The 19,635-nt window shown below is 71.5% G+C and carries 18 protein-coding genes; 9 read left to right on the forward strand and 9 right to left on the reverse strand.

All coding sequences use genetic code 11. The features are described 5' to 3' along the window. Nucleotides 1-31 precede the first annotated feature (31 nt). The 4 genes from AC3WLN_RS20225 (at nucleotide 32) to AC3WLN_RS20240 (ending at nucleotide 5,732) form a co-directional block, all read left to right on the forward strand. Nucleotides 32-1,435, forward strand: coding sequence for an FAD-binding oxidoreductase (locus tag AC3WLN_RS20225; protein ID WP_492484257.1), 1,404 nt, complete (start codon nucleotides 32-34; stop codon nucleotides 1,433-1,435). An 86-nt stretch (nucleotides 1,436-1,521) separates the two neighbouring features. After that, on the forward strand, nucleotides 1,522-2,496 hold the full coding sequence (locus AC3WLN_RS20230; protein ID WP_492484259.1) for a S1C family serine protease: 975 nt from the start codon (nucleotides 1,522-1,524) through the stop codon (nucleotides 2,494-2,496). A 336-nt stretch (nucleotides 2,497-2,832) separates the two neighbouring features. Further along, nucleotides 2,833-4,251, forward strand: a complete 1,419-nt coding sequence (trmFO, locus tag AC3WLN_RS20235; protein ID WP_492484261.1) for a methylenetetrahydrofolate--tRNA-(uracil(54)-C(5))-methyltransferase (FADH(2)-oxidizing) TrmFO — start codon at nucleotides 2,833-2,835, stop codon at nucleotides 4,249-4,251. A gap of 137 nt (nucleotides 4,252-4,388) precedes the next feature. Next, nucleotides 4,389-5,732 carry an MFS transporter gene (locus AC3WLN_RS20240; RefSeq protein ID WP_492484263.1) on the forward strand — a complete coding sequence of 448 codons (1,344 nt, stop codon included), beginning with the start codon at nucleotides 4,389-4,391 and terminating at the stop codon, nucleotides 5,730-5,732. Here AC3WLN_RS20240 and AC3WLN_RS20245 read toward each other — a convergent pair. Together AC3WLN_RS20245 and AC3WLN_RS20250 are read right to left on the reverse strand one after the other, a co-directional pair. Then, the gene (locus tag AC3WLN_RS20245; RefSeq protein ID WP_492484265.1) at nucleotides 5,713-6,243 is read right to left on the reverse strand and encodes a GNAT family N-acetyltransferase; all 531 of its coding nucleotides are present in this window, start codon (nucleotides 6,241-6,243) and stop codon (nucleotides 5,713-5,715) included. The genes AC3WLN_RS20240 and AC3WLN_RS20245 overlap by 20 nt on opposite strands. Nucleotides 6,244-6,427: 184 nt before the next feature. Then, nucleotides 6,428-8,146: an L-lactate permease gene (locus tag AC3WLN_RS20250; RefSeq protein WP_492484285.1), complete on the reverse strand. Its 1,719-nt coding sequence runs from the start codon at nucleotides 8,144-8,146 to the stop codon at nucleotides 6,428-6,430. A gap of 290 nt (nucleotides 8,147-8,436) precedes the next feature. Between AC3WLN_RS20250 and AC3WLN_RS20255 the strand changes: the two genes are divergently transcribed. Next, on the forward strand, nucleotides 8,437-9,360 hold the full coding sequence (locus AC3WLN_RS20255) for a manganese catalase family protein (protein WP_463778079.1): 924 nt from the start codon (nucleotides 8,437-8,439) through the stop codon (nucleotides 9,358-9,360). 74 nt (nucleotides 9,361-9,434) lie between these two features. Here the strand turns inward: AC3WLN_RS20255 and AC3WLN_RS20260 are convergent, their stop codons facing one another. From AC3WLN_RS20260 to yajC, 5 genes are all read right to left on the reverse strand, one after another. Continuing rightward, nucleotides 9,435-10,316 carry a phytoene/squalene synthase family protein gene (locus AC3WLN_RS20260; RefSeq protein WP_492484268.1) on the reverse strand — a complete coding sequence of 294 codons (882 nt, stop codon included), beginning with the start codon at nucleotides 10,314-10,316 and terminating at the stop codon, nucleotides 9,435-9,437. Between the two features lie 13 nt (nucleotides 10,317-10,329). After that, on the reverse strand, nucleotides 10,330-10,719 hold the full coding sequence (locus AC3WLN_RS20265; RefSeq protein ID WP_492484270.1) for an Mth938-like domain-containing protein: 390 nt from the start codon (nucleotides 10,717-10,719) through the stop codon (nucleotides 10,330-10,332). A gap of 9 nt (nucleotides 10,720-10,728) precedes the next feature. Then, a complete protein-coding gene (gene secF, locus AC3WLN_RS20270; protein WP_492484272.1) occupies nucleotides 10,729-11,676 on the reverse strand; it encodes a protein translocase subunit SecF in 948 nt (315 codons plus the stop codon). A gap of 266 nt (nucleotides 11,677-11,942) precedes the next feature. After that, entirely contained in the window at nucleotides 11,943-13,553 is a 1,611-nt protein-coding gene (gene secD / locus AC3WLN_RS20275) for a protein translocase subunit SecD (RefSeq protein WP_463778091.1), read from the reverse strand. A gap of 75 nt (nucleotides 13,554-13,628) precedes the next feature. Continuing rightward, nucleotides 13,629-13,964 carry a preprotein translocase subunit YajC gene (yajC, locus tag AC3WLN_RS20280; protein WP_055949106.1) on the reverse strand — a complete coding sequence of 112 codons (336 nt, stop codon included), beginning with the start codon at nucleotides 13,962-13,964 and terminating at the stop codon, nucleotides 13,629-13,631. A gap of 258 nt (nucleotides 13,965-14,222) precedes the next feature. On the opposite strand from yajC, the gene AC3WLN_RS20285 reads away from it, so the two are divergent. Further along, a complete protein-coding gene (locus AC3WLN_RS20285) occupies nucleotides 14,223-15,146 on the forward strand; it encodes an ATP-binding protein (RefSeq protein WP_492484275.1) in 924 nt (307 codons plus the stop codon). 118 nt (nucleotides 15,147-15,264) lie between these two features. Here the strand turns inward: AC3WLN_RS20285 and AC3WLN_RS20290 are convergent, their stop codons facing one another. After that, entirely contained in the window at nucleotides 15,265-15,678 is a 414-nt protein-coding gene (locus AC3WLN_RS20290; protein ID WP_492484277.1) for a DUF3597 domain-containing protein, read from the reverse strand. A 355-nt stretch (nucleotides 15,679-16,033) separates the two neighbouring features. On the opposite strand from AC3WLN_RS20290, the gene AC3WLN_RS20295 reads away from it, so the two are divergent. Continuing rightward, nucleotides 16,034-17,053: an ABC transporter substrate-binding protein gene (locus AC3WLN_RS20295; protein WP_492484279.1), complete on the forward strand. Its 1,020-nt coding sequence runs from the start codon at nucleotides 16,034-16,036 to the stop codon at nucleotides 17,051-17,053. Nucleotides 17,054-17,075: 22 nt separating this feature from the next. On the opposite strand, the gene AC3WLN_RS20300 is transcribed toward AC3WLN_RS20295, so the two are convergent. Next, the gene (locus AC3WLN_RS20300; RefSeq protein WP_492484281.1) at nucleotides 17,076-18,644 is read right to left on the reverse strand and encodes a helicase HerA domain-containing protein; all 1,569 of its coding nucleotides are present in this window, start codon (nucleotides 18,642-18,644) and stop codon (nucleotides 17,076-17,078) included. Nucleotides 18,645-19,042: 398 nt separating this feature from the next. Here AC3WLN_RS20300 and AC3WLN_RS20305 point away from each other — a divergent pair, with 398 nt between their 5' ends. Together AC3WLN_RS20305 and AC3WLN_RS20310 are read left to right on the forward strand one after the other, a co-directional pair. Continuing rightward, complete coding sequence (locus AC3WLN_RS20305; RefSeq protein ID WP_463778107.1) at nucleotides 19,043-19,249, forward strand: hypothetical protein; 207 nt, start codon at nucleotides 19,043-19,045, stop codon at nucleotides 19,247-19,249. Between the two features lie 22 nt (nucleotides 19,250-19,271). Beyond that, nucleotides 19,272-19,556, forward strand: coding sequence for a hypothetical protein (locus AC3WLN_RS20310; RefSeq protein ID WP_492484283.1), 285 nt, complete (start codon nucleotides 19,272-19,274; stop codon nucleotides 19,554-19,556). The last annotated feature ends 79 nt before the right edge of the window (nucleotides 19,557-19,635 follow it).

Genomic DNA, 19,635 nt, shown 5'->3' on the forward strand with positions numbered 1-19,635 from the left:
CCGCACGAGGACCCCGCCGAGGACCCCGCCCATGAGCCAGACCGCCCTGTCCGCCGACCTCCTCGGCCGCCTGGAATCCTGCCTCGGCCGGGGCGGCCTGCTCACGGGCGCGGACGATTGCGCCCCCTACGCGGTCGACTGGCGCCGCCTCTTCCCCGGCCGGCCGGCGGCGGTGGCGCGCCCGGGCACCACGGCCGAGGTCGCCGCCGTGATGGCGGCCTGCCACGCCGCCGGCGTCGCGGTGGTGCCCCAGGGCGGACATACCGGCCTTGCGGGCGGCGCAACCCCGGACGCCTCCGGAGCCCAGCTCGTGCTGTCCCTCGCCCGCATGAACGCGGTCCGCCGGGTCGACCCCCTGGGACTGACCCTGGAGGCGGAGGCCGGCTGCATCCTCAAGGTGGCGCAGGACGCGGCGGAGGCGCAAGGCCGCCTCCTGCCCGTCAGCCTGGCGGCGGAGGGCTCGGCCATGCTCGGCGGCGTCATCGCCACCAATGCGGGCGGCCTCAACGTCCTGCGCTACGGCATGACCCGCAACCTCGTGCTCGGGCTCGAGGTGGTGCTCGCCGACGGGACCGTGGTCGACGGCCTGCGGGCCCTGCGCAAGGACAATGCGGGCTACGACTGGAAGCAGCTCTTCATCGGCAGCGAGGGCACGCTCGGCATCGTCACCGCCGCCATCCTGCGCCTCGTGCCGCGCCCGCGCCACACGGCCACGGCGCTCCTGGCGGTGCCGGACCCGGCGGCGGCCCTGCGCCTGCTCCGGGCGGCGCAGGACGCGCTCGGCGACACCATCCAGGCCTTCGAGCTGATCGCGGGCGACTCCCTTGCCCTGGTGGCCGAGCATGCCGGCCTGACCAGTCCCATCGCGGAGGCCCCCTGGACCGTGCTGATGGAGGCGGGCTCGAGCCTCGCGGGCCTGCGCGACGCGGTGGAGACGCTGCTCGGCGAGGCCCTGGAGCGGGGCGACGCCACCGACGGCGTGCTCGCCGAATCCGGCCCGCAGGCCGCCGCCCTCTGGGCCCTGCGCGAGCACATCACCGAGGCCGAGGCCCGGGCCGGTAGAAGCGTCAAGCACGACGTCTCGGTGCCGATCCCGGCGATTCCCGAGTTCCTGGCGGCGGCGGGCGAGGCCCTGGCCGCGGGCGCCCCGGGCACCCGGCCGAACATCTTCGGCCACATGGGCGACGGCAACATCCACTACAACGTCCTGATCGGCCCCGAGCACGGATCGGAGGCCATCAACCGCATCGTCCACGACGCCGTGGCGCGGTTCGGGGGCAGCATCTCGGCCGAGCACGGCATCGGCCAGTACCGGGTCGACGAGCTCGTCCGCCACCGCCGGCCGGAGGAGATGGCGCTCGCCCGCCGGATCAAGGACGCCCTCGACCCGCAGGGCCTGCTCAACCCCGGCAAGGTGCTGCGCGCCCGCCCCTGATCGAAGGCCATGAGACTGTCGGAATCCGAGCCGGCGACCTATCTCCCGTCTCGATGACCCGACACGACGGCAGGAAAGACGCCCCCATGGCCTCGCCCGGAGACTGGAAGATCCCCGCATCCGCCCAGCCCAAGGCCGCCGATTACGGCTACGACCTCGAGCAGGCGCTGACCGCCATCGTGGCGCTCTCGACGCGGGTGCCGCCCGAGGCCTTCACGGCCGAGACCCTGGGCACCGAGCGGGCCGGCAACGGCGTCGTCATCGGCGAGGACGGCCTCGTCCTGACCATCGGCTACCTCGTGACCGAGGCGGATTCGGTCTGGCTCACCACCCATGACGGGCGCTCGGTGCCCGGGCACGTGGTCGGCTTCGACGCGGTCACGGGCTTCGGCCTCGTCCAGGCCCTGGGCGACCTGAAGATCAAGCCGCTCAAGCTCGGGCGCTCGGGCCCGGTCCGGATCGGCGACCGGGCGGTGATGGCCGGGGTCGGAGGCCGGGCCCGCAGCCTCGCCGTCGAGATCGTCGCCCGCCAGGAATTCGCCGGCTACTGGGAATACGTCCTCGACGAGGCCCTGTTCACCGCCCCCTCGCATCCGCACTGGGGCGGGGCCGCGCTGATCGGCCCGGACGGGGCGCTGCTGGGCATCGGCTCGCTGCAGCTGCAGCAGGGCGGCACCGGGGGGCCGAAGACCATCAACATGATCGTGCCGATCGACCTCCTGACCCCGATCCTCGACGACCTCACCACCCGGGGCCGCGTCGACCGGCCGGTGCGCCCCTGGCTCGGCCTCTACGCCAGCGACGGCGAGGACGCCGTGGTGGTGATGGGGCTCGCGGACGACGGCCCGGCCGAGGCGGCCGACCTGCGTCCGGGCGACGTCATCGTGGCGGTGGCGGGCGAGCCCGTCGCCGATCTGGCCGGCTTCTTCCGGCAGGTCTGGGCGCTGGGCGAGGCCGGGGTGCGGGTGCCCCTGACGATCCAGCGCGACGGCAAGCCCCTCAAGCTCTCGGTGACCTCCTCGGACCGCGAGCGCTTCCTGGTCTCGCCCCAGCTCCACTGACCCGGGGCCTCCCGGATCGGCAGGGATTCCGGATCGGCGGGGATTCCAGATCGCCAGGGCTCCGAACTCGGGTGTCCGCCGGGCCGCCTCGGCCGGCCTTCACGGGCCCCCATCATTCCGCGGTCGCGCAGCGGAGTCCGGAATCCAGACCCATAGGGCGTGCCGGGCCTGGCTGTCGGCGGCGGCTCTGGATTCCGGGCTCGCCTGCGGCGCCCCGGAATGACCGGGTGATTGTCGGAACCGGCGAAGAACACGTGGCTGCGTCGGACCGGGTCCGGAACCCTGCCCGGATCGGCCTCCATTGATCGAAGTCCCCGGCGGGTTTATCCCGTGCCGATGACGGACAGCCCTATCCATATCGTCGGCGGCGGCCTTGCCGGGTCGGAAGCCGCCTGGCAGATCGCCGAGAGCGGCCACGACGTGGTGCTCCACGAGATGCGCCCGGTGCGCGGCACCGAGGCCCATCACGGGGGCGACTTCGCCGAGCTCGTCTGCTCGAACTCCTTCCGCTCGGACGACGCCAACGGCAACGCCGTCGGTCTCCTGCACCAGGAGATGCGCACCTTACGCTCGCTGATCCTGCGCGCGGCCGACGCGCATCAGGTTCCCGCCGGCGGCGCGCTGGCGGTCGACCGCGAGGGCTTCGCCCAGGCCGTCACCGCCGCGATCGCGGCGCATCCGCGCATCCGGATCGTGCGGGAAGAGGTCGAGGGCCTGCCGCCGGAATCCTGGGGCCGGACCATCATCGCCACGGGGCCGCTGACCGCGCCCACGCTGGCGCAGGCGATCCGCGCGCTGACCGGGGCCGAGTCGCTGGCCTTCTTCGACGCGATCGCGCCGATCGTGCACCGCGACTCCATCGACATGGGCAAGGCCTGGTTCCAGTCGCGCTACGACAAGGTCGGGCCCGGCGGCACGGGCGCCGACTACATCAACTGCCCGATGAATCGCGAGCAGTACGACGCCTTCATCCAGGCCCTCGTCGAGGGGGACAAGATCGGCTTCAAGGAATGGGAGGCCTCGACCCCCTATTTCGACGGCTGCCTGCCGATCGAGGTCATGGCCGAGCGCGGCCCCGAGACCCTGCGCCACGGCCCGATGAAGCCGGTGGGCCTGACCAACCCGCACGACCCCACCGTGAAGGCCTGCGCCATCGTCCAGCTGCGCCAGGACAACGCGCTGGGCACCCTCTACAACATGGTCGGCTTCCAGACGAAGCTGACCTATTCCGAGCAGGTCCGGGTGTTCCGCACGATTCCGGGGCTCGAGAACGCCGAGTTCGCGCGGCTGGGCGGCCTCCACCGCAACACCTATCTCGACAGCCCCCGCCTCCTCGACGCGACCCTGCGCCTGAAGGCCCGACCCTCCTTGCGCTTCGCCGGCCAGATCACCGGCTGCGAGGGCTACGTGGAGAGCGCAGCCATCGGGTTGATGGCCGGCCGCTTCGCGGTGGCGGAGGCGCGCGGGGAAGCGCTCGAACCCCTCCCCGCCACCACGGCGCTCGGCGCCCTGATCGGCCACATCACGGGCGGCCACATCGCGGCCGAGGAGGCCGGCACCCCGCGCTCGTTCCAGCCAATGAACGTGAATTTCGGCCTGTTCCCGCCCCTCGACCACGCCCCGAAGGGCGAGGGCGGAAAGCGCCTGAAGGGCCCGGAGAAGGCGGTGGCCAAGAAGAAGGCGCTGACCGACCGGGCCCGGGCCGATCTGGCGGCCTGGCTCGGCCACGGACCGGCGCAGATCGCGGCCGAGTAGGGAGCCCGCCGCGGCGCCCCGAACACGCCGCCCGCATTGAAACCGCTCCGCCCCTCCCCCGCCCTAGCGGCGGCGAAGAAATACGATCACGTTGGGATGAACGACCCAATGTCGAACGTATCAGGGGAGGCGCTCCGATGGCGGGCCATCCGGACCACGACCAGGGCGGCTCCCGGGCCGCCGCCGTCCTGCGGGTGACGAGCGGCAACTTCCTGGAGATGTTCGACTTCTTCGCGTTCGGGTTCTACGCCTCCTCCATCGCCAAGGCGTTCTTCCCCAGCGAGAACGAGTTCGCCTCCTTGATGCTGACCTTCATGACCTTCGGGGCCGGCTTCCTGATGCGCCCGCTGGGGGCGGTGCTGCTCGGGGCCTATGTCGACCGGGTCGGGCGCCGGAAGGGGCTCATCGTCACCCTGGCGATCATGGCCGCCGGCACGGTCCTGATCGCCTTGGTGCCCGACTACGCCACCCTCGGCCTCCTGGCGCCCGCCCTGGTCCTGATCGGCCGCCTGCTCCAGGGCTTCTCGGCCGGGGTCGAGCTCGGCGGCGTCTCGGTCTACCTCGCCGAGCTGGCGCCCCCGGGCCGCCAGGGCTTCTACGTCGCCTGGCAGTCGGGCAGCCAGCAGGTGGCGATCATGGCGGCGGCGGCCATCGGCTACGCCCTCAACCGGCTGCTGTCGCCGGCCGAGATGGATGCCTGGGGCTGGCGCATCCCGTTCCTGATCGGCTGCCTGCTGGTGCCCTTCCTGTTCTACATCCGGCGCTCGCTGCAGGAGACCCCGGCCTTCCAGGCCCGCAAGGTCCACCCGCCGGTGGGCACGGTATTGCGCACCCTGGGGCGGAACTGGCGGATCGTCGGGCTCGGGATGCTGATGGTGGCGATGACCACGATCGCGTTCTACGCCATCACGGTCTACACGCCGACCTTCGGCAAGAGCGTCCTCAGGCTCTCCGACACCGACAGCCTGATCGTCACCTTCTGCGTGGCGGTGTCGAACCTGTTCTGGCTTCCCGTGATGGGGGCGCTCTCCGACCGGATCGGCCGGCGCCCGATCCTGCTCCTGTTCTCGGGCCTGACCCTCGTCACCGCCTATCCGGCCCTGGCCTGGCTCGTGGCGCACCCGAGCTTCGAGACCATGCTCACGGTGCTGCTGTGGCTGTCCTTCCTCTACGGCAGCTACAACGGCGCCATGGTGGTGGCGCTCACCGAGATCGTGCCGCCCGAAGTGCGCACGGCCGGGTTCTCCCTGGCCTATTCCCTGGCGACCGCCCTCTTCGGCGGGATGACGCCGCTGATCGCGACCTCGCTCATCGAGGCCACCGCCAACAAGGCGGCCCCCGGCCTCTGGATGGCCCTCGGCGGCGCCTGCGGCCTCCTCGCCACGGCCGTCCTCTACCGCCAGCGCGCCCGCGAGGCGGAGCTGGGCGCCCAGGCCGAGGCCCAGGCCCAGGTCCCGCCGGTCACGCCGGCGCGTATGTGAAGATCCGGCGCCCGGGCAGCTGGCCCGGATCGCCGGTATCGCGGAAGCCGACCTTGCGCAGGAGGCCGACCGAGGCCGCGTGCTCGGGGCGGACCTGGGCGATGATGAAGCGGTGGGGGAAGCGCGCGCGCAGCAGGCCCAGAGCGGCGGTGACCGCCTCGGTGCCGAGCCCCTGCCCCCGCGACGCCCCGCCGACCCAGTAGCCGACCTCGACGGCGTGGTCGCCGCGCAGGTGCAGGCCGATCACCGCCGCGAGCGCGCCGTCCGCCTTCAGCCAGGCGCCGAGGAAGCAATCCTTCGTCACCTTGGCCGGGCCGATGAGCTGGCGCGCGTCCTTGAGGGTGAAGGGCGCGGGCAGGAAGTCGACCGCCCCGGTGATGGCCGGGTCGTCGGTCAGGGCGCGCAGGGCCTCGGCGTCGGACGGCGCCAGCGGCGCGAGGCGCAGCCGCGCGGTCTCGACCGGCTTGAGGTTCGCGAGGCTGTAGCGCGCGGCGAGCTTGCGGAAGAACATCCCCAGGACTTGCCCCCGCGCGGTCCCCGACACAAGCGGCATCGCGCGCGGCCGGACACGGAGTCGCGTGGCACCGGGAAAAAGCCGCGTGGGGCCAGGAAAAAAGCCGCGTGGGGCAACGAAAAACCCGCCCCGAATCGTCTCCGGGGCGGGCCCTGTCGTCGGGCGAGGGGGCGAATCGCCCCTAGGGGTGGATCACCATCGCGCTGAACGGGTGCACGTAGGCCTGCAGCATCACGAGGCCGCCGACCAGGCAGGCCAGCACGATCGAGTGCCAGAACACGAAGCGCAGGATCTTGCCCTCCTGGCCGAAATAGCCGGTGGCGGTGGAGGCGACGACGATCGACTGGGCGTCGATCATCTTGCCCATCACGCCGCCCGACGAGTTCGCCGAGGCCATGAGGATGCCCGACAGGCCGAGCTGCTCCGAGGTGATCTTCTGCAGGCCGCCGAAGAGCACGTTGGAGGCGGTGTCCGAGCCCGTGAGCGCCACGCCGAGCCAGCCGAGCAGCGTCCCGAAGAACGGGTAGAGGATGCCGGTGCCCGCGAACGCCAAGCCGAGGGTGGCGTCGACGCCGGCGTAGCGGGTGAGCACGCCCAGCGCCAGCATCGCCGCGATGGTGATGAGCGAGTAGCGCAGCACCCAGATCGTCTCGAGGTAGGCCGTCACCAGGCGCCAGGGCGAGAAGCGCATGATCAGGCCGGAGATGATCGCCGCGAACAGCACGCCGGTGCCGGTGTAGGACATGTAGGTGAAGGCGAAGACGGCCGCTTCCGGATGGGCTTTCGCCACCACCGGCGGCACCTTCATGATCACGTTGTGCAGGCCCGGTACCTCGTACTTCCAGGTGAAGATCGGGTTGACGAGGCTCTTGAACCAGCCGGTGCCCCAGATCGCCACGATCACCGAGAGGATGATCCACGGGACCCAGGCCATGGCGATCTCGCGGGAGGTCGCGGTGCGGCCGCCGAGATCCACCTTGGGCAGGTCGCCGGGCACGGCGGCGCCGAGCGAGACCGGACGGCCGCCGTTGACGTAGCCGAGGGACGGGTCGTTGCCGCGCAGGGCCGGGGAGGTCCAGATCTCCTTGGGCTGCCAGACCTTGAGGAAGGCCACCAGGGCGGCCATCGAGATCAGCGAGGCGCCGATGTCGACGATCCAGGGGTTGACGTAGTTCGAGATCAGGAACTGGGCCGCCGCGAAGGAGCCGCCGCAGACCAGGATCGGGGGCCAGATCTTGACCATGCCGCGGAAGCCCGCGAACACCCAGATCAGCCAGAACGGCACGATGATCGAGAAGAACGGCAGCTGCCGGCCGATCATGGCGCCGAGGATGTAGGGGTCGTAGCCCGTCACCGAGGCGAGGCCCTGGATCGGGGCGCCGAGCGCGCCGTAGGCCACCGGCGCGGTGTTGGCGATGAGCGAGAGGCCCGAGGCGGCGAGCGGCGAGAAGCCGAGGCCGATCAGGATCGCGCCCGTCACCGCCACCGGGGTGCCGAAGCCGCCCGCGCCCTCGAAGAAGGCGCCGAAGGCGAAGGCCACCAGCAGGAGCTGGAGCCGCCGGTCCGTGGTGATGCCCGCCACCGATTGCTGCAGGGTGGCGAACCAGCCCTTCTCCACCGTCAGGCGGTAGAGGAAGATGACGTTGAGGATGATCCAGCCGATGGGGAACAGACCCAGCGCGACGCCGTAGCCGGAGGCCCGCAGGGCGAGGTCGCCCGGCATGCCGAACAGGAAGACGGCGACGCAGAAGGCCAGCACGAGGGAGAGCACGGCCGCGATATGGGCCTGCACCTTGCCGCTCGCGATCATGCCGAGCAGGGCGATGACGGGCAGCGAGGCGGCGAGAGTCGAGAGCCAGGCGTTCCCGAATGGGTCGTAGACCTGATTCCAGGTGGTCACTGTGTTCACGGGCGCCGTCCTCCTCCAGGGCAGCCCGATCTCGTGCCGGGCCTTGCTCCTGTAGCTAGCAGAGCCATTCGGCCGGCTCAACGCGGTTAATCATGTATTCAGAGGGTGTTGCACGCAGACCCGCGCCCGACGCCGCGGCGCGCCCCGCGTTCTCCGCCCGGACTCCGCCAGGACTCCGTGATGTCGCGGCCCACGCATTCCTGCCGGAGCGCGCGGAACATGCACCTCCGGCGGCCACTTCCCTATCGAGACCCCAGGCGAATGGAAGCGGAGATCGATCTATGTTTATGCGCGTCGACAAGTTGCAGGCCGAGCTGCCCGCCCCGAAGCGGAAGGATCCGAATGCCGCCGCGGCCCTGCAGGAACTGCTCGGTGGCAAGTACGGCGAGATGTCGACTCTGGGAAACTACATGTTCCAGAGCTTCAATTTCCGCAGCAAGTCGAAACTGCGCCCGTTCTATAGCCTGGTCGCCGCGATCACGGCCGAGGAACTCGGTCACGTGGAGCTGGTCAGCAACGGCGTGGCGATGCTCAACAACGGTCCCGACAACGATGGCGACGCCAAGGACGGCGGCGACATCTCGAAGGCGCCGTTCGAGGACATGAAGGACATCCGCCTGGCGGCCGCCTTCCTGTCGAACGGCGGCGGCGTGACGCCGGTGAACAGCAACGGCGCCTCCTGGAACAACGACTTCATCACCACCACGGGCAACGTCGTGGTGGACCTGCTGCACAACTTCCACCTGGAATGCGGCGCGCGCCTGCACAAGCTGCGGGTCTACGAGACCCTGACCGACCCGACCGGCCGCGAGGTCTGCGGCTACCTGCTGGTGCGCGGCTCGGTCCACGCCCACGCCTACGCCCTGGCCCTGAAGAAGATCACCGGCGTCGAGATCGAGAAGTTCCTGCCGACGCCGAACATCAACCTCGACAAGATCCCCGAGTGCCAGAAGTACCTGCAGGAGGGCTCGCACCGCCGGCTCTACACCTTCAGCCCGGGCGACTACACCGAGATGGCCGGCATCTGGGGCAATGGCGAGATGGCCCTTCCGGGCGACCCGCCGGGCGAGCTCAGCGTCGTCGAGGGCATGCCGGACGGCGGCAAGATCCACCAGCTCACGGGCGTCCCCTCGGCCTTCACCCCGGACTACGCGCCGCAGGAGATGTTCGAGATCGCCGAGAAGCTGACGAAAAAGGCCCGCTGACGCCGAACCCTTCGCGGCGACGGATGATAGGGCGGCTCCTTCGGGGCCGCCCTTTTGCGTGGGTGAGACGCTTCTCAGCCCCGGCGGGAGGCGCGCCAGAGGGTCCAGAGACGGCGCCAGCGCGGGATCTCGACCACCGTGTTGAGCGGGTCGTAGCCCGGCCGCTCCATGGCGGCGAGGTAGGGCTCCACCAGGGCGACGGGCAGGAAGGCGGGGCGCGCGGCCGGCGCGAGGGTGGCGCGGGCCGCCTCGTAGGCCTTGAGGTGCCGGCGGGCCAGCGCCCGCAGGTCGGCGGCGGCGCGCAGGAGCCCGGGCCCGCCGCGCCCGGTGACGATGTCCTCGCGGGTGACGCCGTAGGTCTTGAGGATGTCGGCGGGCAGGTAGACCTGGCCGGCGCGGGCGTGCCAGGGCAGCGCCCGCAGCAGGCCGGTGACCCCGTAGGCGACGCCGGCATGCCCGGCCGCGGCCGCGCCGCCGGGCTCGGCCCCGTCGCAGAGCACGAGGCCGCCGAGGCGGATCAGGGCCGAGACGGTCTCGCCGCAATAGCCCTCGAGGTCGTTCACCCGGGGCATCGGGTCCTCGTAGAGGTCGAAGACCCGGGCGTCGATCAGGTCGACGAAGGGCTGGCGCCCGAGCTTGCGCCGCACGATGGCGTCGTCCAGGGCGGCGGCCACGGGATTGGCCTTCACGTCGCCGCGGGCCTCGCCCTGGAGGGCGTCGCGCCACCATTGCAGGCGGATCTCGCCGGCCATCGGGTTGGAGGCGGCCTCGCGCACCCGCGCGACGGTGAGGCTGAAGGCGATGAGGGCGAAGAGGTGGGGCCGGGCGGAGGCGGGGGCGAAGAGGGTGGCGAAGTAGCGGTCGGGATCGCCCTCCCGGACCAGGGCCTCGCAGTGCTGGAAGGCGAAGCCGAGGTTGTCCTCGGCCGGGCTGGTCCGGGTGTCCGAATCCGTCATGTCCGGCACGTCATCATGCGACCGCGATCAGGGCGGCGGCGACCTTGCGGTTCTCCGCCATGAGGATGTTGTAGGTGCGCGCCGCGGCCCCCGTCTGCATCACGTCGAGGCCGATGCCGCCCTCCTTGAGCCAGCGCCGGAGCGCATCGGGAAAAGGCGCGATGTCGAGCCCGGTTCCGACCAGGAGGAGGTCCACCGCCCCGGCCTCGGCGAGGACCGGGCGCAGGGCGGTCCGGTCGATGGCGCGGGGCTCGGTCACGTCCCAGGCCCGGATGCCGGACGGCGTGACCAGGATCGAGCCGCGATGCGACATCTCGGCGAAGCGGAAGCCGCCGTTGCCGTAGGCGTCGATGAGGTGGCGCCCCGGAACGAAGCCGTCGTGCAGGCTGCCGGAGGACGCCATGGCCGCCCCCTACTCCGCCGCCTGAGGGACGCGTCCGCCCGTCGGGCGCCCTTGCGCCTTCACCCCCGAGAGCATCAGGCCGAGATAGATCAGCACCGGCGTCGAGACGAAGATCGCCGAGTAGGTGCAGATCACGACGCCGGCCAGCATCACCACGGCGAAGCCCTTGATCGCCTCGCCGCCGAACAGCACCAGGGCGAGCAGCGACAGGAAGGCCGAGGTCGCGGTCATCACCGTGCGCGACATGGTGGAGTTGATGGAGAGGTTGAGGAGCTCCACCGTGGGGATCGTCTTGTAGCGCCGCATCAGCTCGCGGGTCCGGTCGAACACCACGACCGTTTCGTTCAGCGAGTAGCCCACGATGGTCAGGATCGCGGCGATCGAGGTCATGTTGAACTCGATGCGGGTGATGACGAAGACGCCGAGCGTCAGCACGATGTCGTGGAGCGTGCCGACGATGGCGCCGAGCGCCAGCTCCCGCTCGAAGCGGAACCAGAGGTAGAACAGCACGGCGAGCACGGAGAGCACGACGCCGAGGGTGCCGGACTGCACGAGCTCGCCCGAGACGCGCGGGCCCACGGTCTCGGTGCGGCGGAACTCGTAATCGGCGTCGAAGGCGGCATGCGCCTTCTGCATCACGGCCGTCTGGCCCTGCTCGCCCGGCTGCAGGGGGAAGCGCACCAACACGGTGCCCTCGCCGCCGAGTTCCTGCACCTCGGTCTCGCCGAAGCCGAAGCCGTTGGCGGTGTGGCGCACGGCCCCGACATCGGCCGTCCTCGACTTGGCCTGCAGCTCCACCAGGGTGCCGCCCTTGAAGTCGATGCCGAAGTTCAGGCCGACGGTGAGGAACAGCACCACTGTGGCCACCGACAGGAAGGCCGAGAGCGGGAAGGTGAGGCGCCGGAAGCGCATGAAGTCGACGTGCGACTCGTCGGGCCAGAGGCGGAGCAGGCGCATGATCGGTCTCGGGTCTTTCGGCGATGCGGTCGATCGGGCTTCTGCGTGGCCGCGCTCGTCTCCTCCGGGCTCCACGTCATTCCGGGGCGCCGCAGGCGAGCCCGGAATCCAGAAACACAGGCTGAGATCGTCCTGCCGCGCCGGTGCGTCTGGATTCCGGGCTCCGCTGCGCGGCCCCGGAATGACGTGGTGGCGTGGCGACCGAGCGGATCACGCGAAAATCGGATCGACCTCCTCTTGCAAACGGTGAACGTGCGGACGGCGGATTAGAACGGCAGGGCCTTGGGCCGGGCCATGTTGTACCACAGGGCGATCATCATCCGGGTCAGGGTCACGGCGGTGATGACCGTCGTGAGGATGCCGAGGATGAACACCACGGCGAAGCCCTTCACCGGGCCGGAGCCGAGGAAGAACAGGATCAGGGCGGCGATCGCCATGGTCGAGTTCGAATCGATGATGGTGGCGAAGGCCTTGTCGAAGCCGGCCTGGAGCGCCGAGACGATGGAGCGGCCCGCCCGCACCTCCTCGCGCACGCGCTCGTAGATCAGCACGTTGGAATCCACCGCCGTGCCGATGGTGAGCACGATGCCGGCGATGCCCGGCAGGGTCATGGTCGCCTCCAGCACCGACATCAGGCCGAGGATGAGGCCCACATGCACGATGAGGGCGATGTTGGCGAAGAAGCCGAACACCCCGTAGGTGGCGAACATGAAGGCGATCACGAGGGCGCCGGCCACCAGGGTGGCGTACTTGCCGGCCTGGATCGAGTCGCTGCCGAGGCCGGGGCCGACCACGCGGCGCTCGACCACGGTGAGCTTGGCCGGCAGCGCGCCGGCCCGCAGCAGGATCGAGAGCTCGTTGGCCTGGGCCACGGTGAAGTTGCCGGTGATCTGGCCCGAGCCGCCGGTGATCGGCGTGTTGATGCGCGGCGCCGAGACCACCTCGTTGTCCAGCACGATGGCCATGCGGCGGCCGACATTCTCCGAGGTCGCCTGGCCGAAGCTCTGGGCGCCCTTCAGGTTGAACTTGAAGCTGACCATCGGCTCCTGGGTCTGATGGTCGAAGGCCGGCTGGGCGTCGGTGAGGTCGGCGCCGGAGGCCATCACGCGGCGCTCGACGGGGACGCGGGCGCCCTTCTCGTCCTTGGAGGGCAGCAGGTCGACGTCGCCGGAGGGCGAATCCGCCAGCATGCGGAACTCGAGCTTGGCCGTCTTGCCGAGCTGGTCCTCCAGCTTCTGCGGGTCCTGGAGGCCGGGGACCTGGACCAGGATGCGGTCGGCGCCCTGCTGCTGGATCGAGGGCTCCTTGGTGCCGCCGAAATCGATGCGGCGGCGGATGACCTCGATGGCCTGGGTCACGGCCCGGCGCGTCCGGTCGGTGAGGCCCGCATCCGTCAGGGTGAGCTGGATCACGCCCTCGGGCTTCTCGGCGATGGCCAGGGTCTGGCCGCCGCCCTGGCCCACCAGGGCGTTGGAGATCGGCTGCGAGAGCTCGCGCAGCTTGGGCAGCACCTTGGCGCGGGCGGCCTCGTTGGAGATCCGGAGCTGGACGCCGCGCGGGATGATCTGGATGCCGCCCTCCGGCGTCACGCCGCCGGCCTCGCGCAGGACCCGGCGGACGTCGTCGCGCAGGGCCGTGGTCAGGGACTTGGCGAGGTCGTTCTGGTCGACCTCGAGGAGGAGCTGCGAGCCGCCCTGGAGGTCGAGGCCCAGCACGATGGCGCGCTGGGGCACGATCCAGCTCGGGAACCAGCCCGGCAGGGAGGCCATGAAGTGGCCGCGCTGCTCGGCCGAGAAGAAGCTCGGCACGGCGAGGCTGAGGCCGATCAGGATGACGGCCAGCGTCGTGACGATCTTGGTTCTCGAGAAGCGCAGCATCCGCCGGGTCCGTCCTGTGTCCGTTTTTTCGTGGCGATGCAGGCCCAACGCGGCCCGCATGCCCGGGTCGCCGCCTCAGGCGGCCTTGACCGGCGCGCCCTTGACGCGGACTTCCGAGATCATCGCGCGCACGACCTTGACGCGGACGTTGGGCGCGATCTCGACCTCGATCTCCGAGGCCTCGTCGGCGACCTTGGTGACGCGGCCGACGATGCCGCCGGTGGTGACGACGGTGTCGTCGCGGCGCACGTTCTTGACCATGTTCTGATGCTCCTTCACGCGGCGCTGCTGCGGGCGGAGGATCAGGAAGTACATGATGACGAAGATGAGGACGAACGGCACCACCTGCAAGGCGATGTCCGCTCCGCCAGCGGCCGAGGTGGCCCCTTGCGCGAAGGCGGGGGTGATCAAGCGGGTGACTCCTCAAGGATAAGGCCCGCGCCGCCAGACCCTCGGTCGAGGGGGCGTCCGGGCTTGTCAAAAAGCGCGCGGACTATAGCCAGGGCCTAAGTGAAAGCAACGCCGGCCGGGTGAGGCGAATGGGTCGCCGCTCCGCGAATCGCCGGCCGCGCCGCGATTTACCGGGTTCATCGCGGCGTCCCGGCACCGTAAAGCACGGCACCCGTCCCCGCCGCCCCGTCGCGGGACCCGAGTTCGAGGAGCCGCCCCATGACCGCCACGCCCCCCGCCGACCCGGCCGTCGATCCGGCCACCCTGGCGGCGTTCCTGCCGGTGCGGGAGTTCCTGCCGGTGCTGGAGCGGATCGCCGCCGCCCTGGAGCGCGCCGCCCCCGCCCCGCGCGCGCCCGTCGACCTGAAGGCGGCGGACGCCTTCCTGTGGGGGCCGGAGCGCCGGCTGATCCCGGTGGCCCGCGTCAACCGGGTGGCGATCGGCCTCCTCACCGGCATCGACCGGGCCCGCGACACCCTGGTGGCGAACACCCGGCGCTTCGCCGAGGGCCTGCCGGCCAACAACGCGCTGCTCTGGGGGGCGCGCGGCATGGGCAAGTCCTCCCTGGTGAAGGCGGTGCAGGCCGAGATCAACGCCGCGCGGGCGCCCGGCGCCCTGCCCCTGAAGCTCGTGGAGATCCATCGCGAGGACATCGAGGCGCTGCCCGACCTGATGGCGACCCTGCGGGGCGACGGCCATCGCTGGATCGTCTTCTGCGACGACCTCTCCTTCGACGGCGACGACACCTCCTACAAGTCCCTGAAGACGGCGCTGGACGGCGGCATCGAGGGACGGCCCGAGAACGTGCTGTTCTACGCCACCTCGAACCGGCGCCACCTGCTGGCCCGGGACATGGTGGAGAACGAGCGCTCCACGGCGATCAACCCGGGCGAGGCGGTGGAGGAGAAGGTCTCGCTGTCCGACCGCTTCGGCCTCTGGCTCGGCTTCCACAAGTGCAGCCAGGACGAGTACCTGGCGATGATCCGCGCCTACGTGGCGCAGCACGGCCTGCAGGCCGACCCCGAAAGCGTCCGGGCCGAGGCGCTGGAATGGGCGACCACCCGCGGCTCGCGCTCGGGCCGCACCGCGTTCCAGTTCATCCAGGATCTGGCCGGCCGCCTGGGGCAGCGCCTGGAGGGCTGACGGCGGGGTCCCGCGCCGTCGGTCTGGAGCGCGCCGAAATGAAGAAGGCAGGGAGCCTGCGCCCCCTGCCCCAACGGCACGACCCGAAATCAGGCCGCGCCGGACGACCCCGAAAAGATCAATCCTTGAGGTCGGCCGGGACCTTGCCGCCGTTCTCCTCGAGCTTCTTGATGACCTGCTTGTGCAGCCAGACGTTCATCGTGGCCGAGTCCTCCTTATCGCCCGTGTAGTGCAGCTCGTCGGCGAGCTGCTTGCGGGCGGTGAGGCTCGAATCGAGGTCGAGGAGCTTCATCAGGTCGACGATCGAGGTGCGCCAGTTCAGGGTCTGCGAATTCTTCGCCGCCATGCCGTTGAGCACCTCCTCGACGTCGACCGGGCCGCCGGCCGGGGCGCCGATGCTGGTCGGGGTCGAGGCGGGGGCGTCCGAGCCGCCGGCGGAGGGCTGTGCGTTCGCCTCGGACGGCTTGGCCTGCGCGTCGCCGCCGCCGAAGGGATGGAGGATCTTGCTGACGATGCTGCCGAGGAGGCTCATAACAGTTCTTCCCTCAATCTCACGTCGGCGGCCGGTGCCGCGACGGGGTGACAACGGGGGGAATCCGCCCGCGTTCCCGCCGCGGCACGGATCGCCGGGCGGCCGGGGTCGAAACCGAGCGGGCTCCCGGGGCGGCCGGGACGCCCCGCACGGCCCCACGGCCGCCGGAGATCCGTCTTCTCGCCGGGGCCCCGGGCGGAGGGAAAAACCCCAAACGTCCGGGATCGGGCCCCGAAGCCGGAGAGGATTCTTGCACTGGCGCCCCGTGCGTGCCACTGCGCGGCATCCTCCCCCGGCCCCGCCGCACGCCGTCCCGCCGCGTGGCGGGGCCCGCCCCCGACCGGATCCCTGATCGATGCGCCCGACCCGCCGTGCCGCCCTCGCCACTCTCCTCGCCCTCGCCGCCGGCCCGGCCGCGGCGCAGACAGCCGCGCCGGTCCCGGTGCGCATCGGCGTCATCCCGGTGATCGGGGCGGCGCCGATCTTCGTGGCCAACGGCGAGGGCTGGCTCAAGGAGGCGGGCCTCAGCCCGACCTTCACCACCTTCGAATCCGGCCCGAACATGATCCAGGCGCTGGCGTCGGGCACCATCGACGTCTACGTCGCCGGCGTCGCGCCCCTGGCCGTGGCCCGCACCAAGGGCATCGACGTGCGGGTGGTGGCCGCCACCGCCGTCGAGGAGATGGTGTTCGTGGCGGGCCCGAAGCTCGCCCCCTACTTCGCCGACGGCGCCGACAAGGCGCAGGCCTTCGCGAAGTTCCGGGCCCAGGAGGGCAAGGCCGCCCGCCTCGCCACCCAGCCGCCGGGCTCGGTGCCCAACACCACCCTGCAGCACTGGCTCTGGCAGGTGGCCAAGGCCGACAAGGCCAATGCCGAGGTGGTGGCGATGGGCATCGACGCGACCCAGCAGGCGATGCTGGCCGGGGCCGTCGACGGCGCCTCGATCCGCGAGCCGGCGCTCACCATCGTGCAGATGCGCAATCCCGCCATCAAGCTCATCGCCACCGGGGGCGAGATGTTCCCCGACCAGCCGGGCACGGTGGTGGGCGTGTTCGGCGCCTTCGCGGACAAGAATCCGGCCGCCGTCGAGGGCCTGGTCAAGGCCGTGGTGCGGGCCACCGAGCTCCTGAAGAGCGACCCGGCCCGCGCGGCGAAACCCGTGGAGGCGGCGCTGGGCAAGGGCATTACCGACACCGCCACCATCACCCGGGCGCTGACCTCGCCGGCCGCGAAGTTCACCGCCGATCCGCGCCAGATCATCGAGGCCACCAAGAAGATGCAGGCCTACCAGGTCTCCATCGGCACCCTCGACAAGGACGTGCCCCTGGAGGGCCTGTTCGAGCCGAAATACTACGAGGCCGCCACGAAGCGCTGAGGCGGGGCCGGGCCCGTCCGCCCTACTCGGCGGCGAACAGCCCGGGCAGGCCGGCATCCCCCGCCGGGGGCGCGGCCGGGCCGCCGGGCTTCGCCTCGGCCGGCGCCTTCGGGTCGCCCGGTCCGGTCTCGCAGGCGAGCGCCGGCAGGGCGACGATGCGGTTGCCCTTGTAGTCCATGCGGCACACGATGGTGCCCCGCGTCTCCACATAGGCGAGGAGGCGCCGGGCCCGGCCCGGCGAGCGGCTGCCGATCGCCCGGGCCAGGGCCTCGTCGCCGGGACAGGGCTCGCCGGCCAGCGCCGCCCGGGCGAGGAGCAGGAACAGGCCCTGGACCTCGTCCGGCAGGGTGGCGGCGACCCCTTGCGCCTCCTCCCAGCGCCCGTCGGCCGCCTCCGGGGCGACGTCGGCCCCGTCGAACCCGGCCCGGGCGACGCCGAGGCGGCGGCGGAAGGCGGCGAGACTCATCGCCTCGCCGTCGAGGCCGCGCATCCGGCAGCGCACGAGGAAGTCCTGGTAGACCACCGCCACCGGCTGGCCGCCGGCATCCGGGTCGGCGGCGATGCCGCGCAGGACCGTATCGAGCCCGGCCCGGACCGCCTCCTCGCTGAGCGGCTCGGGCGCCTCCGCCGGCTCGGGCCGGTAGGCGCTGAGCTCGCGCATCAGGTCGGCCGGGGTGGCGCGCGGCACGGGCGGCGTGCGGGGCGCTGGCGCCCACGCCAGCGCGGGCTCGTCGGGCGCGCGGGTGAGGATGAGGGCGCGCAGGTCCGCGTCCGCCGGGGCGGGCAGCGGCACCAGCTTGGGCGAGCCCGAGCGCGCGGAGGTGGTCACCGGGCCGATGCGCAGGGCCAGGGGCCGCCGGCTGAGCGCCGGGCCGAGCGCCACGAACTCGCCCCGCGACAGGTCGCGAAACCGCTCGGCGCCGCGCCGGTCGAGGCCCAGCAGGTCGGCGGCGCGGGCCATGTCGATGTCGAGGAAGGTGCGCCCCATCAGGAAGTTGGTGGCCTCGGCCGCCACGTTCTTGGCGAGCTTGGCGAGGCGCTGGGTCGCGATGATGCCGGCCAAGCCCCGCTTGCGGCCCCGGCACATCAGGTTGGTCATGGCGCCGAGCGAGGCCTTGCGCGCCTCGTCCGAGACGTCGCCGGCGGCCGCGGGCGCGAAGATCTGGGCCTCGTCGACCACGATCAGGGCGGGGTGCCAGTGGCTGCGCTCGGCCTCGAACAGGCCGCCCAGGAAGGCGGCCGCGGCGCGCATCTGCGCCTCCATGTCGAGGCTCTCCAGGGTGAGCACCACCGAGACCCGGTGCGCCCGCACCCGGGCGGCAATGGCCTGGAGATCGGCCTCCCCGTGGGCGCCGTCCACCACCACGTGGCCGTAGGCCTCGGCCAGGGTGACGAAGTCGCCCTCGGGGTCGATCACCACCTGCTGCACCGCGCCCGCGCTCTGCTCCAGCAGGCGCCGCAGCAGGTGCGACTTGCCCGAGCCGGAATTGCCCTGGACCAGGAGACGCGTGGCCAGGAGCTCCTCGAGGTCGAGGCGCGCGGGCTCCGCCCCCGGCCCCATGCTCAGACCCATCTCGATGCCGACCGTCATGCCTGCTCCGGCTCCCGCGCCGAGGCTCGTCCCCGGAGCTCCTCAAGGCTCTCGCACGAAGGTCTTAACACGCGCGCTCCCCGGCGGGTCCGCCCGGCGGGGGCGGCGTCCACAGGCCAGGGGCCGCACCCGGCGGCCGGCGGACCGGCGCGATGCCGGTTCGTTCCGCTTTCGTTCGAGGAGCCCGGTAGGCCCGATTCAGCCTGAGCCATTGTTCCTAGGATTATCGGCATAGGCCTTTGATCCTGGGTTTTCCAGCCTATAGGCATTATGCCGCGTTGTCCGTCGAGGAACAGATCCGGAACTTCCCCCGTCCGGACGACGGGTCGGCACTAAGCTGCACACGAATCCGGGGCCCGCCCTTGCCGCGTGGCCGGCCCGCCCCAGGTAATCCGGCCATGAACCCGATCCTCGTCGTCGCCCTCGTCTGCGCCTCCACCGTCCAGGCCCCGGATTGCTCCCGCGAGACGGCCCTCGACATCATCACCGGCCCGGCCCACACCCTGCAGGAATGCCTGGTGCAGGGGCCGGTGCTGGCCGCCAATGCCGGGCACGGCAGCGAGCCGGGCACCTACGTGAAGACGCGCTGCGAACCGCGGCGCTGAACGGGTCGGAACGGAGCCACCGATGGACGATGTCAGCCCCGAGCGCGCGGTGATGATCCGTCTGCGCGCCCGCCTCGCCGTGGTGGAGCGGGCCGCCTGGTTCGGCCTCGTCCAGGCCATGCGCACCCAGCCGGCCGAGACCGAGGCCTACCTTTCGGCCGAGCGGGCCAAATGCGCCGAGGGCTTCGGCCGGCGCGGCTGGGCCGCCGACCTGACAGAGGCCGAGCGCCGCCTGCTCGGGGCCGAGGTCGATGCCGGCCTCGCCGGCCTGATCGCGGATGCCAAGGCCGAACTCGGCCAAACCTGAACTCGGCCAGGATTGAACTCGGCCAGGATTGAGCCGGGCCGCCGCCCGCCGTCATCCCCCCAACCGATCCGCCCCCAAC

Source organism: Methylobacterium sp. FW306-05-D (genome assembly GCF_058782155.1).

Bases quoted from the DNA above. Each gene is read 5' to 3' on its own strand.
- AC3WLN_RS20225 (WP_492484257.1), top strand. From the start codon at position 32: ATGAGCCAGACCGCCCTGTCCGCCGACCTCCTCGGCCGCCTGGAATCC.
- AC3WLN_RS20230 (WP_492484259.1), top strand. From the start codon at position 1,522: ATGGCCTCGCCCGGAGACTGGAAGATCCCCGCATCCGCCCAGCCCAAG.
- trmFO (WP_492484261.1), top strand. From the start codon at position 2,833: ATGACGGACAGCCCTATCCATATCGTCGGCGGCGGCCTTGCCGGGTCG.
- AC3WLN_RS20240 (WP_492484263.1), top strand. From the start codon at position 4,389: ATGGCGGGCCATCCGGACCACGACCAGGGCGGCTCCCGGGCCGCCGCC.
- AC3WLN_RS20245 (WP_492484265.1), bottom strand. From the start codon at position 6,243: ATGTTCTTCCGCAAGCTCGCCGCGCGCTACAGCCTCGCGAACCTCAAG.
- AC3WLN_RS20255 (WP_463778079.1), top strand. From the start codon at position 8,437: ATGTTTATGCGCGTCGACAAGTTGCAGGCCGAGCTGCCCGCCCCGAAG.
- AC3WLN_RS20260 (WP_492484268.1), bottom strand. From the start codon at position 10,316: ATGACGGATTCGGACACCCGGACCAGCCCGGCCGAGGACAACCTCGGC.
- AC3WLN_RS20265 (WP_492484270.1), bottom strand. From the start codon at position 10,719: ATGGCGTCCTCCGGCAGCCTGCACGACGGCTTCGTTCCGGGGCGCCAC.
- secF (WP_492484272.1), bottom strand. From the start codon at position 11,676: ATGCGCCTGCTCCGCCTCTGGCCCGACGAGTCGCACGTCGACTTCATG.
- secD (WP_463778091.1), bottom strand. From the start codon at position 13,553: ATGCTGCGCTTCTCGAGAACCAAGATCGTCACGACGCTGGCCGTCATC.
- AC3WLN_RS20285 (WP_492484275.1), top strand. From the start codon at position 14,223: ATGACCGCCACGCCCCCCGCCGACCCGGCCGTCGATCCGGCCACCCTG.
- AC3WLN_RS20290 (WP_492484277.1), bottom strand. From the start codon at position 15,678: ATGAGCCTCCTCGGCAGCATCGTCAGCAAGATCCTCCATCCCTTCGGC.
- AC3WLN_RS20295 (WP_492484279.1), top strand. From the start codon at position 16,034: ATGCGCCCGACCCGCCGTGCCGCCCTCGCCACTCTCCTCGCCCTCGCC.
- AC3WLN_RS20300 (WP_492484281.1), bottom strand. From the start codon at position 18,644: ATGACGGTCGGCATCGAGATGGGTCTGAGCATGGGGCCGGGGGCGGAG.
- AC3WLN_RS20305 (WP_463778107.1), top strand. From the start codon at position 19,043: ATGAACCCGATCCTCGTCGTCGCCCTCGTCTGCGCCTCCACCGTCCAG.
- AC3WLN_RS20310 (WP_492484283.1), top strand. From the start codon at position 19,272: ATGGACGATGTCAGCCCCGAGCGCGCGGTGATGATCCGTCTGCGCGCC.